This is a genomic window from Mycolicibacterium vaccae NBRC 14118 = CIP 105934, from assembly GCF_001552715.1.
Taxonomy (GTDB): domain Bacteria; phylum Actinomycetota; class Actinomycetes; order Mycobacteriales; family Mycobacteriaceae; genus Mycobacterium; species Mycobacterium vaccae.
The window spans coordinates 1-14,585 of record NZ_BCRS01000147.1; the positions used below are offsets into that span (position 1 = coordinate 1).

Sequence of the window (14,585 nt, forward strand, 5' to 3'; positions counted from 1 at the left end):
GCCCCGGGCGTCGTCCCGGGCAACCCGGCCCCGGTGAACGCCCCAGCGGCCCCGCCGGCCCCCGCGGCGCCGGCCGGTCCGCTGATGCCGGCCGAGGCAGGAGGCTGATCGCGATGAAGAAGTGGACCAGACTGGCGCGCCGTTCGATCGCGCTGGCCGCGGCAGCGGTGGTGCTGACCTCGTGCGGTTCGTGGAAGGGCATCTCCAACGTGCCGCTTCCCGGCGGACCGGGCACCGGCTCGCAGCGCACCACGATCTACGTGCAGATGCCGGACACGTTGGCGCTGAACGTGAACAGCCGGGTGCGGGTGGCCGACGTGTACGTCGGCCGGGTGCGTTCCATCGAGCTGCGCAACTGGGTCGCCACGCTGACGCTGGACCTGGAGCCGAGCATCGAGCTGCCGGTCAACACCCTGGCCAAGATCGGGCAGACCAGCCTGCTGGGCTCCCAGCACGTCCAGCTCGATCTGCCGCCGGACCCGTCGGACCAGAAGCTGCAGACCGGCGACACGATCCCGCTGAAGAACGCGTCGGCGTTCCCGACCACCGAGCGCGTGCTGGCCAGCATCGCGTCGATCCTGACCGGTGGCGGCGTGGCGAACCTGGAGACGATCCAGACCGAGATCTACAACGTGCTCAACGGCCGCGCTGACCAGATCAGGACCTTCCTGGGTCAGCTCGACACCTTCACCGACGAGCTCAACCAGCAGCGCGACGACATCACCCGAGCCATCGACTCGACCAACCGCCTGCTGTCGGTCGTCGCGCAGCGCAACGAGACCCTCGATGCGGTGCTCACCGAGTTCCCTCCGCTGATCCAGCATTTCGCCGAAACCCGGGACCTGTTCGCCGACGCCGTCGTCTCGCTCGGTCGCATCAGCAACGCCGCCGTGGACGCGCTGGAGCCGTCCAGCGAGAACCTGCAGACCAACCTGGCCAACCTGCAGCGCCCGCTGCGAGAGCTGGGCAAGTCCGGGCCGTATCTCCTCGGCGCGCTGAAGATCTTCCTGACCGCGCCGTACAGCATCGAGAACGTGCCCAAGGCGATCCGCGGGGACTACATCAACTCGTCGCTGACGGTCGACCTGACGCTGTCGGCCATCGACAACGGGTTCTTCTCCGGCACCGGCATCTCGGGCATGCTCCGCGCGCTCGAACAGGCGTGGGGCCGCGACCCGAACACGATGATCCCGGATGTGCGGTTCACCCCGAACCCGAACTCGGTTCCCGGCGGGCCGCTCATCGAGAGGAGTGAGTGAGCGATGCTGACCCGCTTCGTCAAGATCCAGCTGATCATCTTCACGATCCTCACCGTCGTCGCGCTCGGCGTGCTCGGGCTCTACTACCTGCGGCTGCCCAGCCTGGTCGGCGTCGGCGAGTACCGGTTGTACGCCGAGCTGGAGCGCTCTGGCGGGCTGTACGCGACGGGCAACGTGACCTACCGCGGTACCCAGATCGGTAAGGTCACCGAGGTCGAGCCGACCGAGAACGGCGCCCGCGTCACGATGAGCATCGGCAAGGAGTACAAGATCCCGGCCGACGTGAGTGCCAACGTGCACTCGGTGTCGGCGATCGGCGAGCAGTACCTGGACCTGGTGTCCGACACCGGCAGCGACCAGTACCTGAGCCCCGGACAGACGATCACCAAGAGCACGGTGCCGGCCGAGGTGGGCCCGGCCCTGGACGCCGCCGACCGGAGTCTGGCGGTGCTGCCGAAAGAGAAGATCGACGTGCTGCTGACCGAGACGTCGGCCGCGGTGGGCGGGTTGGGCCCGGCCCTGCAGCGGCTCGTCGATTCGACGACGAATGTGGCCGAGGGTTTCCGCGACAACCTGCCCCAGGTCACCGACATCATCAACAACGCGGCGCCGATTCTGGAGAGCCAGGTGACGTCGGGGGACGCGATCGAGCAGTGGTCGCGCAACCTGAACATCATCGCCTCCCAGACCGCCGAACAGGATCCCGCGCTGCGCAGCGGCCTGCAGCAGGCCGCCCCCACCCTGGACCAGGTGAACGCGGTGTTCACCGATGTCCGGGATGCGCTGCCGCAGACACTGGCGAACCTGGCCGTGGTCAACGACATGCTCAAGCGCTACAACAAGGGCATCGAGCAGACGCTGGTGATCTACCCGCAGGGCGCGTCGCTGCTGCAGATGGGTTCGATCTTCGAGGACGGCGGCCTGCTGCACTTCGGTCTGTCGATCAACCAGCCGCCGCCGTGCATGACCGGCTTCCTGCCCGCATCGGAATGGCGGTCGCCGGCCGACACGAGCAGGGCGCCGCTGCCGTCCGGGATGTACTGCAAGATCCCGAAGGACTACCAGGGCAACTCTGTTCGCGGCGCCCGCAACTATCCGTGTGCGGACGTGCCGGGCAAGCGGGCGGCGTCGCCGACCGAATGCCGCAGCGACGAGCCGTACGTCCCGCTGGGCACCAACCCGTGGTACGGCGACCCGAACCAGGTCGTGGCCTGCCCGGCGCCCGGTGCCCGGTGCGACCAGCGGGTGGCACCGGGGCAGGTCATCCCGGCGCCGTCGGTGAACAACGGCATGAATCCGCTGCCCGCCGATCAGCTGCCGCCTACGCAGGCGACAGCCCCGACCAGCGACCCGGTCAGCCGGCCCGGCTCGGGTACCGTCAGGTGCAGCGGTCAACAGCCCAACCCGTGCACCTACACCCCGGCGCAGGGGCCGCCCGGCACCACCGCGGGCTACAGCCCGAGCAGCGGTGAGGTCGTCGGCCCTGACGGTGTCAGGTACAACGTGAGCAATTCGAGCAACCCAGGAGACGACGGATGGAAGGAGATGCTGGCACCAGCCGGCTGATCCCCGACACCGACACCGCCGACGACGCGCGGAACGCGCCGGATGACTCGTCGCCGGCGGCTCCCGACACGACCTCCCCGGAACCGTCCCCGGACGACCTCCGCAGGCCTTCGCGGCTGGGCGCCGGTTGGGCCGCGGCCCTCTGTGTCGTGCTGCTGCTGCTCGCCGGCGGCGGCATCGTCGCGGGCGTGCTGGCGCTGCGCGCCGACCAGCGCGCCGCCGAGATCGCCCGCTCCGACGAGGCCGCGCTGCAGGCCGCCAAGGAGTGCGTGGCGGCCACCCAGGCGCCCGACACCGCCGCGATGACCGCGGCCCAGACCAAGATCCTGGAGTGCTCCACCGGCGAGTTCGGCGTGCAGGCCGGGTTGTTCGGCAGCGTGCTGGCCGAGGCGTACCAGGCCGCGCAGGCGACGGTCGCGGTCGACGATCTGCGGGCCGCCGTCGAGCGGCGCAACGACGACGGCACGGTCAACGTGCTGGTCGCGGTGCGCGTCCGGATCACCAACGCCGAGGCCGCCGACCAGCGGGTCGGGTACCGGTTGCGCGCCACCATGGCGTTCGACGAGGGCCAGTACCGTATTTCCAGGCTGGACCAGGTCAACTCGTGACGTCGGTGCTGGACACGGCCCCCGCCGCACAGGACGCGCCCGCCGAGGAGTCCCCGGCGTCGTGGCCCGCCCGCGCGGGGGCGTTCGCGGTCGACACACTGCCCGCGGCCGGGGTGATCGCGACGGCGGTCCTGCTGGCGCTGACCTCGCCGGCCGACAGTGGGGCCCGCTGGGTGTTCACCGCGGTGGCTGCGGTGGTGTTCTTCCTGATGGCGGCCAACCGGCTGGTGGCCCCCGTCGCGACCGGCTGGACGCTGGGCCGGGCACTGTTCGGCATCGCGGTGCGCGACGCCGACGGCAACGCACCCGGGGTGCTGCGGCTGACCGCCCGCGAGCTCGGCCACCTGCTGGACACGCTGGCGTTGGGCGTGGGCTGGCTGTGGCCGCTGTGGGACCGGCGCCGCCGCACGTTCGCCGACCTGCTGGCCGGGACGCGGGTGTACCGCGTGCCGCCGCCGCAGCGCGACATGCGCCGGCTGGTCGCCCAGGTGCTGATCGGGGCCGCGGTGGTGTCGGTGGCCGTGGTGGGCCTCGGATATGCGCTGGTGTTCCGGCCCGAACGCGCGGTGGACACCGCGCGCCAGCAGGTCGCCGCGGAGGGGCCGCGGATCGTCGAGCAGGTGCTGAGCTACGGCACCGACACCATGATCGACGACTTCGCCCGGGCACAGGCGCTCACCACCGACGGGTACCGGCCACAGCTGATCGCCCAGCAGCAGGCAGTGCAGGGCGGCGGCGCGAGCACCAACGAGTACTGGGCCGTCAACAGCGCGGTGCTCACCGATCCGCCCGTCACCGCAGACCGGGTCGCGATGCTGCTGGCGCTGCAGGGGCAACGCGGCACCACGGCGGAGGACATGAAGTTCATCACCGCGACGGTCCGGGTCGACTTCGAGAAGTCGGACGGCCAGTGGCGGGTGGCGAACCTGAGCGTGCTGAAGAAGCCGATGATGAACGTGGCGGGCCAATGAGTCCCGTCCGCAGGTTCACCGCCGCCGATCCCGTCGAGACCAGGGTGGGCCCGGACTACTTCCGGCCGACGCCTCGCCCCGCTGCGCGCTGGGGCCTGCCGCTGGTGTCGGCGCTGGTTGCGCTGGTGGTGGTGGCGGCCATCGCCGCGAGCGCGTTCATGCTCGTCGGGCAGCGCGACGACCGCAGGGAGGCGGTCGACGAGGCGTCGGCGCTGGGCTACACGAGCGAGTTCATGGTGATGTACACCAGCCTGGACCCGTTCGACGCCAACAGTTATGCCGACCGGGTGGCCGCCGAGGCCACCGGGGAGTTCGCCAAGAACTTCCAGGCCAGGCTGAACGAGATCCTGGTCCAGGTGGCGCGTTCCGAACCCAGCACCGGGGAGGTGCTCGCGGCGGGGGTGCAGCGGTGGAACGACGACGGCAGCGCCGACGTGTTGGTCGCGACCAAGGTCACCTCGAGGACGCCGGACGGCAAGTCGACGATCGAGAGCGGAAGCCGTTGGGTTGCAACGGCGATCAAGGAAGGACAGCAGTGGAAGATCAGCAACCTGGTACAGGTGATCTGACCACCGACGAGCCGGTCGCGCGGTCCCGCAGGCGGTTCTTCCGTCGTACGCCGAAGGCCGCCGCCGAGCCCGCACCTGCAGTCGCCGAGCCCGCGCCCGCAGTCACCGAGCCGGCGCCGAAGGTGCCGGTCGGCAAGTCACGGCGCGCAGCACCGAAACCCGCCGAGGAGACGCCGGACGCCGAGGAGACGCCGGACGTCGCGGAGGCACCGGAAGCGCAGCCCGAAGCCGTCACTCTGGTGCCGCACCGGCCCGCGGGCCGTCGAGCGGTGGTTGCGGTGGCGGCCGCGTCGGCGGTGTTCGTCGCCGCCAGCGGGTTCGCCGCGGCGATGGCCCAGCCCTACCTCGCCGAACGCGCCCTCTACGAGACGAAACTGACCATCGCGCGGACGGCGACCGACGCGATCACCACGCTGTGGACCTACAGCCCGGACGACATGGCCACGCTGGCCGACCGCGCCTCGGCCTACCTGAGCGGTGACTTCGGCGCCGAGTACCGCCGCTACATCGACGCGATCGTCGAGCCCAACAAGCAGGCTCAGGTCACCAACACCACCGAGGTGATGGGTGCGGCGGTGGAATCGGTGTCGCCGCCGACGATCCCGACCGAGGCGACCGCGCTGGTGTACACCAACTCGGTGGCCACCAGCCCGGTCACCAAGAACATCCCGTCGCTGCGGTACCTGTCCTACCGGCTGACGATGCAGCGCGAGGGCGACGACTGGCGGATCGTCCGGATGTCGACCATCACCTCGTTCGACCTCACCCCTCAGCTGTAACCCCTTCTGCGGCGCCACGTTCACCATGCCGTTCGTGAAGCGAAACCCGCACGCCCCCGACGGGTTCTTCGGATGTGAGGCCGCCGGGCTGCGGTGGCTCGCCCGGGCCGACGGCGGAGTGCCGTGCGCCCGCGTCCTCGACGTCGCGCAGGACGCGCTGACGCTGGAGCGGCTGACCACCACCGCGCCCACACACGCCGCGGCCCGCGAGTTCGGCACGCGACTGGCCCGGACCCATGATGCGGGCGCCGACGGATTCGGCGCACCGCCGCAGGGGTGGACCGGGCCGGGCTTCTTCGGCCCGCTGAACCACCCGCTGCCGATGGCCTACGGCCGCGACGCATCCTGGGGCGCGTTCTACGCCGATCGCCGGCTGGTGCCGATGACCGAGCGCGCCGACCTGGACCCGGCCACCGCCGCTGCCGTGTCTGCCGTTGTCGAGCGTTGCCGCGCAGGGGAATTCGATGATGACGACGAGCCGGCCCGGCTGCACGGCGACCTGTGGAGCGGCAACGTGCTGTGGACTGCCGGTGGGGTGGTGCTGATCGATCCGGCAGCGCACGGCGGGCACCGGGAGACCGACCTGGCGATGCTGGCGTTGTTCGGCTGTCCGCACCTCGACGAGGTGATCACCGGCTACCAGCAGCAGCGACCGCTGCGTGCGGGGTGGCAGGCCCGGGTCGGGCTGCATCAGCTCTACCCGCTACTGGCCCACGTGGTGCTGTTCGGGCCGGGCTATCTGGCGCAGGCACGGGCGGCCGCGCTGAGCGTCAGTTGAACGCCAGCCAGGCCGGCTGGGCGCGCTCGCGCGAGTCGCACAGCACGGCCATGGTGTCGCACGAGCCGCGGGGCGAGCCCGCACCGGCCCACATCCCGCCGGTGTCGCGGCGCAGCACGATCGCCGAGGACCCGCCGCCGTCGAGCAGCACCGCGGTGTCGCTGCCGAGCCCGCGGAACAGGTCCTGGATCTGGTCCGGGGTGTAATTGCCGCCCTGGAAGACGTACATCTCGTCGCGATCGCGGACGTAGGCCAGCGCGGTGCGCGCCGCGCTGGGTCCGGGGTCGTTGAGCTGGCCGGTGTCGCCCGGGGCCAGCAGCCCGATACCTGCGACGGCGACGAACCGGGTGCCCTTGTCGAGCAGGCCGGTGATCGCCGGGGTGGCGGCGTCGAAGTCGTCGTCGTGGCGCGGGGGGACGACGAACGGCGCCCCCTTGACCGGCAGGATCATCGTGGACAACGCCATCCAGTGCTCGTTGCCGCCGGAGAGGCCCTGTTTACCGGCATAGGCCAGCGTGCCGGTGACCGCGGCGTTGGTCCGGCCCAGGCCGCGGGTGTTGTCCACGTAGGCGCCCAGCGGCGAACTGCAGCCCGTGGTCTTCCACGAGCCGCCGCGCTGCCCGCGGACGTCGAAGAAGTTCGCGTTGATCGCGATGGTGGGCTGGCCGAGCGCGTACCAGGCCTCCAGCGGGGTGTAGATCTCGGACGCCTGCCACAGCCCTTCGCCGGTGCGGGCGCGCGGATCCCGTTCGCAGCGGGCCTGATAGCCGGTGTGGGAGTCGGCCAGCAGCCGCGGCGCCAGCCGCTGGGAGGCGCCCTTGATGATCATCAGCCGGCCGCCGTTGTTCATCTCGTACCAGTTGCCCGCCGCGTTGAGCATCGGTGCGGGGAAGCCGCTGCCGAAGTTGTAGACCAGGTAGGAGCCGCGGGTGTTGGCGATCGCGCCCGCGAGCAGCTCACGGGCGTCGGCCGCCGCAGCCGGGGGCGCCGTCGCGGCCGCCACCGTGGCACACATCGTCACCGCGAGCGCGTAACGCGCTGCGGTGAGAAATCGCCGCAAGTTTGCGGTGGGAGTCGGCACCGGCGGCTCCAATCGGGACGGGCGGGGACAGCCCACTGAGGATAATCCCACCAGAAACAGTGTCAACTTACGTCACAGTGGCATCACGGGTTGGTTCCGAGCTTATCGCTGCGGACTTTGCTGGGCCAGTGTCGGCGCTAGTCTCCGTGGATGATGCGGCCGGCGACCGGGTACCCGGACGAAATGCCAACTGTGACTCGTACCTTCACCGTCACTGCGCCGCCGTGGGTGGTCGTCGACTACCTCAAGGACTTCGGGCACGCGGAGCAGTGGGATCCCGGCACCCGGAGTTGCCAGCGCATCGACACCGGTCCCGTCATCGAGGGGGCGTTCTGGCACAACGTGACCAAGATGCTCGGGGTCACCGCGGAGCTGACGTACAAGCTCGAAGAGCTCACCGACCGCAGGGTGGTGTTCGTCGGGGAGAACCAGTCCGCCAGGACCGTGGATGCGATCACCGTCGACCGCGGCGGTGACGGCTCGGTCGTCACATTCCAGGCCGACATCGAGATGCACGGCTCGGCAAAGCTTCTCGGGCCGCTGGTGAAGATCGCCTTCGAGAAAAGGGTCGGTGGCAGCGAGAAGCAACTGGCCACGGTGCTCAACCGGCTGGCCCGGACGCCGGGTTAGGGCGGCGCCAGCCGGTAGATCGCGTCGGCCGCGTCGTCGGTGATGTACACCGCGCCGTCGGGCCCGACGACCGCGGCCACCGGCCTGCCCCAGCGGGATCCGTCGTCGCCCTGGAAGCCGCCGACCAGTGTCTGCTGGTCCCCGAGGCCGCCGTCCTGCCAGGGGTAGAACGACACCTCCGGGGCCCGGGGGGGCTGCCGGTTCCACGACCCGTGCACCCCGACCAGCGCGCCGCGGGCGTACGGCGCCGGAAGGCCACCGTCGACGAAGCTCAGGCCCAGCGGCGCCGAGTGGGCGCCCATGCTCTGCTCGACCGGCGGCAGCGACGCGCAGTCCATCTGTGCGCCATCGGGATTGGTCTGCACGTCGCGGATGAACGTCAGGTCGGCCGGGCCGCCGTCGGGGTTGCAGTACGGCCACCCGAGTTCACGCCCGGGCGTGAGTTTGGCGATCTGCTCGGGCGGGTGGTCGTCGACGTACTCCGGGATCACCTGGCCGTAGGACGGCCCCGGCTCCGGAAACGCGACGTTGTCCCGCCCGTTGTTGGCCGTCCACAGCGCGCCGTCGGGTGCGACCGCCAGTCCGGTGCCGTTGCGCACGCCGGTCGCGAACGGTTCGGCGGGACCACCCCCGGGCGGCACCCGCATCACCGTGGCCCTCGGCGGGTCGGCCGAGCGGTCCTGGGCCGAGATGTTGCCCGTCGAGCCGATGGAGAAGTAGATCGCGCCGTCGGGGCCGACCGCGACGCTCTTGAGCACGTGCGAGTAGGCGCCCCGGAGATCGGGACTGCGGTCGTCGGGCAGCCCGCCGGCGACGATCCTCGGTTCGACCGCGGCGCCTTCGGCATACCGGTAGGCGAGCACCTGGTCGCTCTCGGCGACATAGAGTGTCGCGCCGTCGAACGCCAGGCCGTGCGCCTCGTCGAGGTCGTCGAGCAGCACCGTTTCCTCGGGTGCCGCATCGGGCCGCGGCGTGAACCGCAGCACCTGGCCGGTGCTGGGCACCGAGACCAGCAGTTGGCCGTCCGGGGCCCACGCGGCCAGCCGCGGCCGGGCGGTCCGCGCCCACACCGACAGCGTCCAACCCTGCGGCACCAGGGCCTCCCGGGGCTGGTCGAACGGCGCGTCGGCCAGAGGTTCGTCGACCGCGACGGTCACCGGGACGAGTCCGGGACCGGGTGCGCTCTCGGTTGTGCTCGTCGGGGCCGGTGCCGCCGACGGCCCGGGTCCAGGTTCGGATGTGCATCCGGCGAGCAGTGCTGCGCCGGCCAGCAGGACTCCTATTCGCTTATGCCGCACCGAGTCCCGCATGCATCTCCCAGACGAGGATCTCCGCGGGCGCGGTGGCGGTCACCCGCTGGCCGCCCGATGCGGTGAAACGCACTGCGTCGCCTTCGCGCAGCGGTCCGGCGTCCTCCAGCGTTACCTCGCCCCGCGGGACGAACAGGTGCAGGTAGGGCGCCTCGGGCAGCTCGACGCTCTGGCCCGGTTCCAGGCGGGCGCCGTGCAGCGCCGCGTACCGGTTGCGGATGGTGATCGCCGCGGCGTCGCTGTGCGCGGGCATGCCCGAGGCGATGGTCACCATCCGGCCGCGAAGCAGTTCGTCGTCGATCTCCAGCTGCTGATACCCGGGGTCGACACCGGCTTCGTCGGGCACCACCCACATCTGGACGAAATGTACTGGCTCACTGTGGGTTTCCTGACCGGTCAGGGTCCAGGAGTCGTTCTTCTCCGAGTGCAGGATGCCGCGGCCGGCCGACATCCGCTGGGCCAGGCCGGGATAGATGACGCCGGAGTGACCGGTGGAGTCCTGATGCACCAGCGAACCCCGCAACACCCAGGTGACGATCTCCATGTCGCGGTGCGGGTGAGTGTCGAACCCCGTTCCCGGCTTCACGACGTCGTCGTTGTTGACCAGCAGAAGTCCGTGGTGGGTGTTGTCCGGTTCGTAGTGGCTGCCGAACGAGAACGAGTGCTTGGAGTCCAACCACTCGATCGTGGTCTTCGCGCGGTCGTCGGCGCGCCGGACGTCGACGGTGCTGCGGCTGTTGCCCATGTGTGGATCGCTCCTCGAAGAGTTCCTGTCAGCCTAGGTGGCTGTCCTGCTGGCGACAACATGCATGATGTGTCATGTATTCCGGGGCTAGGGTGGATCCATGGAGTGGCTCAGCGACGACCAGCAGCGGATCTGGCGCGACTACCTGGCCGTGGTCAGCAAGCTGCACACGGCGATGCACCGTCAGCTGCAGTCGGACTGCGAGTTGTCGCTGTCCGACTATGACGTGCTCGTCGCGCTGTCCGAGCGCGGGCCGTTGCGCATCCACGAGCTCGGGGACCTGATCGGCTGGGAGCAGAGCAGGCTGTCCCACCAGCTGCGCCGGATGCGCGGACGCGGCCTGGTGGAGCGCGAAGGTGACGACGACGACCGGCGAGGGGCCAGCGTCGCGCTGACCGACGCCGGGGTGGCGGCGCTGCAGACCGCCGCGCCGGGACACGTCGAGTTGGTGCGCTCGGTGGTCTTCGACGGGCTCACCGCGACCCAGCAGCGGGAGTTCGGTGCGGCGCTGACGGCGATCCTGGCCCGGTTGCGGGCCGCCCGGACGGCCGGCTAGAGCCTGGCGGGCAGGCCGAACTTCGCGAACAGCCGGACGTCCATGAACGCCGCCACGTGGGCGATGCCTGTCTCCCGCAGGTCCAGGACGTGCAGCTGAAACGCTTCGTGGGCACCGGTTTCCGGGTTGAGCATGTACAGCGCGGCCACCGGCTGACCGTTCGCGGTGGTGGTCAGGAAGCGCATGTCGCCGGGGTTCTCGGCCGGGCAGTGCACCTTCGACAGCGTGATGATGTCGGCCGGGCCCAGGTACCAGCCGTCGAAGGGCGGCATCTCCCAGATCGCGTCGGCGGTGAGCAGTTCCACCAACCGGTCCATGTCGTAGCGCTCGAACGCATCGATGTACCTGTTCAGCACCTCGGCCGCTTCCGGGGACTCGGGCGGCACCGGCCGGTCGTCGCGGGCGGGCTGGATCTCCTCGAGCTGGGCCCGTGCGCGCTGCAGCAGGCTGTTGACCGCGGCGGTGGACGTGCCGACCGCCGCGCCGACCTCGGCGGCTTTCCACTGCAGCACTTCCCGCAGTACCAGCACCGCGCGCTGCCGCGGCGGCAGGTGCTGCAGCGCCGCGACGAACGCCAGGCGGACGGCTTCGCGGGACTCGGCGATCACCGACGGGTCCGACGGGTCCTCGCGCGGCGCGTCGGGCAGCGGCTCCAGCCAGGTGATCTCGTGACGCTCGGTCAGCTCGCCGGTCGGGTCCGACGCCGGTTGGCCCAGACCGCTCGGCAACGGCCTGCGCTTGCTGCTGTCGAGTGCGGTCAGGCAGGTGTTGGTGGCGATGCGGTACAGCCAGGTGCGTACCGACGATTTGCCCTGGAAACCTTTGTAGGACTTCCAGGCGCGCAGATAGGTTTCCTGGACCAGGTCCTCCGCATCGTGGAGTGAGCCGGTCATCCGGTAGCAGTGGGCGAGCAGTTCCCGCCGGTAGCGCTGCGCGTCGGCGAGAAAGGCGTCGGCGGCGCCACCTTCGTCTAGGGCCGTGACGGTCACCCACAGCAGCTTACGCAGCGGCACCGACAAGTCCAGGGTCTGCACAAACGGGTACCGGGCGGTGTGCACAGCCGGGCGTGACCCGGCCCGATAGTCTCGCTGGCATGGCCGTGACCCACACCGAGCGCAGCTTCGACGGCATCGGCGGTGTCCGGATCGTGTACGACGTATGGGCCCCGAGTGGGCCGCCGCGCGGGGTGGTGGTGCTGGCCCACGGCTACGCCGAACACGCCCGGCGTTACGACCACGTCGCGGCCAGGTTCGGCGAAGCCGGCCTGATCACCTACGCACTGGATCACCGCGGGCACGGCCGCTCCGGCGGCAAGCGGGTCTATCTGCGCGACATGGCCGAGTACACCGGCGACTTCCACGCCCTGGTGCGGATCGCCGCCGCCGAGAACCCCGGCCTGAAGCTGGTGGTGCTCGGCCACAGCATGGGGGGCGGCATCGTGTTCACCTACGGTGTCGAGCATCCCGACGATTACGACGCGATGGTGCTGTCGGGCCCGGCCGTCGACGCGCACGCCTCGGTCCCGCCGGTGCGCGTGCTGCTGGCCAAGGTGCTGGGCAGGATCGCGCCGGGCCTGCCGGTGGAGAACCTGCCCGCCGACGCGGTGTCGCGCGACCCGCAGGTCGTGGCCGCCTACGAGGGTGACCCGCTGGTCCATCACGGCAAGCTCCCGGCCGGTGTCGGGCGGGCGCTGATCGGCGTCGGAGAGACGATGCCGCAGCGGGCCGCCGCGATCACCGCGCCGCTGCTGATCGTGCACGGGGACAACGACAAGCTGATTCCGGTGCAGGGCAGCCGCAAACTCGTCGACTGCATCGGGTCGACCGACGTGCACCTCAAGGAGTACCCGGGGCTCTACCACGAGGTGTTCAACGAACCCGAGAAAGACGTCGTGCTCGACGACGTCACCGCCTGGATCGAGTCGAAACTGTGAAAATCCTTACCGCCGTGATGCTTTCGGCTCTGCTGTGGGTCGCGGGCTGTTCGTCGGACGCGCCAGCCGTCGCCTGGACCGACGAGGAGGTGACGTTCGAGGCCGACGGGCTGACCCTGCACGGCACCTACCGTCACCGCGACGGCGGGGAACCCACCCCCGCGGCGCTGCTGATCTCCGAGAGCGGGGGCACCGACCGCAACGGGGACAACCAGGTGGCCGGCCCGATCGGCAACATGCGCCAGTTGGCGGAGCTGCTGTCCGACCGCGGGCTGGCCAGCCTGCGCTACGACAAGGTCGGCACCGGACGGACCGGCCTGGGCCCCTACAAGGACAGACCCGGCGACGTGGTCAGCGCCGTGTACACCGCAGGTGCCGACGCCGCGTTCCGGTTCCTTGCCGGGCGGCCGGCCACCGACCCCACCCGGGTCTCGGTGTACGCGCTGGGGGAGGGCACCATCCACGCGCTGGCGCTGGCCGGGGACACCGACCCGGCCACACCGGCGGTGCACTCGCTCGGGCTGCTGCAACCGCTGCCCGGGCGCTACCTCGACATCATCACCGGCCGGGTGGAGGCCGACGGGTCCCCCGAGACGGTGGCGACCTGGCAGGCCGCCGTCGAGGAGATCCGCAGCACGCGCACCGTCCCGGCCGACCTGCCCGACGGCCTGTCGGCGATCGTCAACCCTGGCAACGTGGCCGCCGTGGCCGAGGCGGACCGCATCGACCCGCTGACGCTGGCGGCCGCGGTACCCGCGGGCACCCCGGTACTGCTGACGTGTTCGGACTCGGACAACCAGGCCCCGTGTGACCGGATGGGCCCGCTGGTGGCCGCACTGGGGCACACCGAGCTGACCTTCGTCGAACTCGAGGGCGTCAGCCACGTGCTGCGCGACGACCCGACCGACAGCATCGCCAACTACGCCAAGCAGGACCCGTTGTCGGGTCAACTGGTCGCCGCGCTCGACGGGTTCGTCGACAAGTGAGCCGGGCTGTGGAGCAATTCCGGTGTGGGGATGAGGAATACTGCGGGCAGTGAAACGTCGTACCGAATCCCTACCGTCGCTGCCATGAGTACAGACGAGAAGATGCTGGCCCGCATCGCGGCACTGCTACGCCAGGCCGAGGGCACCGACAACCCGCACGAGGCCGACGCGTTCATGGCCGCCGCGCAGCGGCTGGCGACCGCGACGTCGATCGACCTCGCCGTCGCGCGCAGCCACACCGACGGGCGCACTGCGGCGCAGACGCCCGTACAGCGCACCATCACGATCGGGGAGCCCGGCGCCAGAGGGCTGCGCACCTATGTGCAGCTGTTCGTGGTGATCGCGGCGGCCAACGACGTCAAATGCGATGTCGCGTCGAACTCGACGTTCGTCTACGCCTACGGGTTCGGTGAGGACATCGACACCACTCACGCGCTCTACACCAGCCTGGTCATGCAGATGGTGCGTGCGTCGAAGGACTACATCGCCTCCGGCGCGCACAAGCCGACCCCGACGATCACCGCGCGGCTGAACTTCCAGCTGGCGTTCGGGGCCAGGGTCGGGCAGCGGCTCGCCGAGGCACGCGAGCAGGCTCAGCGTGAGGCGACCACCGGGCCCGACAGTGCGCCGGGGACCGCACTGGCGTTGCGCAACAAGGACATCGAGCTCAAGGACTACTACCGCGAGACCTCCAGAGCGCGCGGGACATGGCGGGCGGCCAGTGCCACCGCCGGTTACTCGTCGGCCGCCCGGCGCGCCGGTGACCGGGCCGGCCGACGGGCGCGGCTCGGCGGTGACACCGAGCTGGCGGGGG

16 protein-coding genes are annotated in these 14,585 nt (G+C 70.6%); 12 read left to right on the forward strand and 4 right to left on the reverse strand.

Going from position 1 to position 14,585, the window contains the following annotated elements; translation table 11 throughout:
• Window positions 1–113: 113 nt before the first annotated feature.
• The 7 genes from MVA01S_RS23095 to MVA01S_RS23125 are packed head-to-tail and all read left to right on the forward strand — an operon-like array spanning window position 114 to window position 6,530.
• Window positions 114–1,259, forward strand: coding sequence for a virulence factor Mce family protein (locus MVA01S_RS23095; protein ID WP_003930776.1), 1,146 nt, complete (start codon window positions 114–116; stop codon window positions 1,257–1,259).
• A gap of 3 nt (window positions 1,260–1,262) precedes the next feature.
• On the forward strand, window positions 1,263–2,825 hold the full coding sequence (locus MVA01S_RS23100) for an MCE family protein (protein ID WP_003930777.1): 1,563 nt from the start codon (window positions 1,263–1,265) through the stop codon (window positions 2,823–2,825).
• The gene (locus tag MVA01S_RS23105; protein ID WP_003930778.1) at window positions 2,795–3,433 is read left to right on the forward strand and encodes an Rv1363c family protein; all 639 of its coding nucleotides are present in this window, start codon (window positions 2,795–2,797) and stop codon (window positions 3,431–3,433) included. The genes MVA01S_RS23100 and MVA01S_RS23105 overlap by 31 nt, the downstream gene beginning before the upstream one ends.
• On the forward strand, window positions 3,430–4,404 hold the full coding sequence (locus tag MVA01S_RS23110) for an RDD family protein (RefSeq protein ID WP_003930779.1): 975 nt from the start codon (window positions 3,430–3,432) through the stop codon (window positions 4,402–4,404). The genes MVA01S_RS23105 and MVA01S_RS23110 overlap by 4 nt, the downstream gene beginning before the upstream one ends.
• Entirely contained in the window at window positions 4,401–4,973 is a 573-nt protein-coding gene (locus MVA01S_RS23115) for an Rv1363c family protein (protein ID WP_003930780.1), read from the forward strand. The genes MVA01S_RS23110 and MVA01S_RS23115 overlap by 4 nt, the downstream gene beginning before the upstream one ends.
• A complete protein-coding gene (locus MVA01S_RS23120; protein WP_040541418.1) occupies window positions 4,940–5,752 on the forward strand; it encodes a hypothetical protein in 813 nt (270 codons plus the stop codon). Before MVA01S_RS23115 ends, MVA01S_RS23120 begins: the two co-directional genes overlap by 34 nt.
• Before the next feature lie 25 nt (window positions 5,753–5,777).
• Window positions 5,778–6,530 carry a fructosamine kinase family protein gene (locus tag MVA01S_RS23125; RefSeq protein WP_003930782.1) on the forward strand — a complete coding sequence of 251 codons (753 nt, stop codon included), beginning with the start codon at window positions 5,778–5,780 and terminating at the stop codon, window positions 6,528–6,530.
• Here the strand turns inward: MVA01S_RS23125 and MVA01S_RS23130 are convergent.
• Window positions 6,523–7,611: a phosphodiester glycosidase family protein gene (locus MVA01S_RS23130; protein WP_040541420.1), complete on the reverse strand. Its 1,089-nt coding sequence runs from the start codon at window positions 7,609–7,611 to the stop codon at window positions 6,523–6,525. The genes MVA01S_RS23125 and MVA01S_RS23130 overlap by 8 nt on opposite strands.
• Window positions 7,612–7,794: 183 nt before the next feature.
• Here MVA01S_RS23130 and MVA01S_RS23135 point away from each other — a divergent pair, with 183 nt between their 5' ends.
• The gene (locus MVA01S_RS23135; RefSeq protein WP_040541487.1) at window positions 7,795–8,241 is read left to right on the forward strand and encodes an SRPBCC family protein; all 447 of its coding nucleotides are present in this window, start codon (window positions 7,795–7,797) and stop codon (window positions 8,239–8,241) included.
• On the opposite strand, the gene MVA01S_RS23140 is transcribed toward MVA01S_RS23135, so the two are convergent.
• Window positions 8,238–9,551 carry a PQQ-dependent sugar dehydrogenase gene (locus MVA01S_RS23140; RefSeq protein ID WP_040541422.1) on the reverse strand — a complete coding sequence of 438 codons (1,314 nt, stop codon included), beginning with the start codon at window positions 9,549–9,551 and terminating at the stop codon, window positions 8,238–8,240. The genes MVA01S_RS23135 and MVA01S_RS23140 overlap by 4 nt on opposite strands.
• Window positions 9,529–10,296: a pirin family protein gene (locus MVA01S_RS23145; protein ID WP_003930786.1), complete on the reverse strand. Its 768-nt coding sequence runs from the start codon at window positions 10,294–10,296 to the stop codon at window positions 9,529–9,531. The genes MVA01S_RS23140 and MVA01S_RS23145 overlap by 23 nt, the downstream gene beginning before the upstream one ends.
• Window positions 10,297–10,396: 100 nt before the next feature.
• Between MVA01S_RS23145 and MVA01S_RS23150 the strand changes: the two genes are divergently transcribed.
• Entirely contained in the window at window positions 10,397–10,852 is a 456-nt protein-coding gene (locus MVA01S_RS23150; RefSeq protein WP_003930787.1) for a MarR family winged helix-turn-helix transcriptional regulator, read from the forward strand.
• Here MVA01S_RS23150 and MVA01S_RS23155 read toward each other — a convergent pair.
• Window positions 10,849–11,871, reverse strand: a complete 1,023-nt coding sequence (locus MVA01S_RS23155) for a sigma-70 family RNA polymerase sigma factor (protein WP_003930788.1) — start codon at window positions 11,869–11,871, stop codon at window positions 10,849–10,851. The genes MVA01S_RS23150 and MVA01S_RS23155 overlap by 4 nt on opposite strands.
• Before the next feature lie 74 nt (window positions 11,872–11,945).
• Here MVA01S_RS23155 and MVA01S_RS23160 point away from each other — a divergent pair, with 74 nt between their 5' ends.
• From MVA01S_RS23160 to MVA01S_RS23170, 3 genes are all read left to right on the forward strand, one after another.
• The gene (locus MVA01S_RS23160; RefSeq protein ID WP_003930789.1) at window positions 11,946–12,785 is read left to right on the forward strand and encodes an alpha/beta hydrolase; all 840 of its coding nucleotides are present in this window, start codon (window positions 11,946–11,948) and stop codon (window positions 12,783–12,785) included.
• A gap of 17 nt (window positions 12,786–12,802) precedes the next feature.
• Window positions 12,803–13,771, forward strand: coding sequence for an alpha/beta hydrolase (locus MVA01S_RS23165; RefSeq protein ID WP_003930790.1), 969 nt, complete (start codon window positions 12,803–12,805; stop codon window positions 13,769–13,771).
• Window positions 13,772–13,855: 84 nt separating this feature from the next.
• Window positions 13,856–14,585, forward strand: a 730-nt coding sequence (locus MVA01S_RS23170; protein WP_060941709.1) for a DUF2786 domain-containing protein, incomplete at its 3' end; no start/stop codon positions are given.

Excerpts from the sequence above, each read along its gene's own strand:
- MVA01S_RS23135 (WP_040541487.1), top strand. The coding sequence starts at position 7,795 with ATGCCAACTGTGACTCGTACCTTCACCGTCACTGCGCCGCCGTGGGTG.
- MVA01S_RS23150 (WP_003930787.1), top strand. The coding sequence starts at position 10,397 with ATGGAGTGGCTCAGCGACGACCAGCAGCGGATCTGGCGCGACTACCTG.
- MVA01S_RS23100 (WP_003930777.1), top strand. The coding sequence starts at position 1,263 with ATGCTGACCCGCTTCGTCAAGATCCAGCTGATCATCTTCACGATCCTC.
- MVA01S_RS23165 (WP_003930790.1), top strand. The coding sequence starts at position 12,803 with ATGCTTTCGGCTCTGCTGTGGGTCGCGGGCTGTTCGTCGGACGCGCCA.
- MVA01S_RS23140 (WP_040541422.1), bottom strand. The coding sequence starts at position 9,551 with ATGCGGGACTCGGTGCGGCATAAGCGAATAGGAGTCCTGCTGGCCGGC.
- MVA01S_RS23115 (WP_003930780.1), top strand. The coding sequence starts at position 4,401 with ATGAGTCCCGTCCGCAGGTTCACCGCCGCCGATCCCGTCGAGACCAGG.
- MVA01S_RS23145 (WP_003930786.1), bottom strand. The coding sequence starts at position 10,296 with ATGGGCAACAGCCGCAGCACCGTCGACGTCCGGCGCGCCGACGACCGC.
- MVA01S_RS23125 (WP_003930782.1), top strand. The coding sequence starts at position 5,778 with ATGCCGTTCGTGAAGCGAAACCCGCACGCCCCCGACGGGTTCTTCGGA.
- MVA01S_RS23095 (WP_003930776.1), top strand. The coding sequence starts at position 114 with ATGAAGAAGTGGACCAGACTGGCGCGCCGTTCGATCGCGCTGGCCGCG.
- MVA01S_RS23160 (WP_003930789.1), top strand. The coding sequence starts at position 11,946 with ATGGCCGTGACCCACACCGAGCGCAGCTTCGACGGCATCGGCGGTGTC.
- MVA01S_RS23105 (WP_003930778.1), top strand. The coding sequence starts at position 2,795 with ATGGAAGGAGATGCTGGCACCAGCCGGCTGATCCCCGACACCGACACC.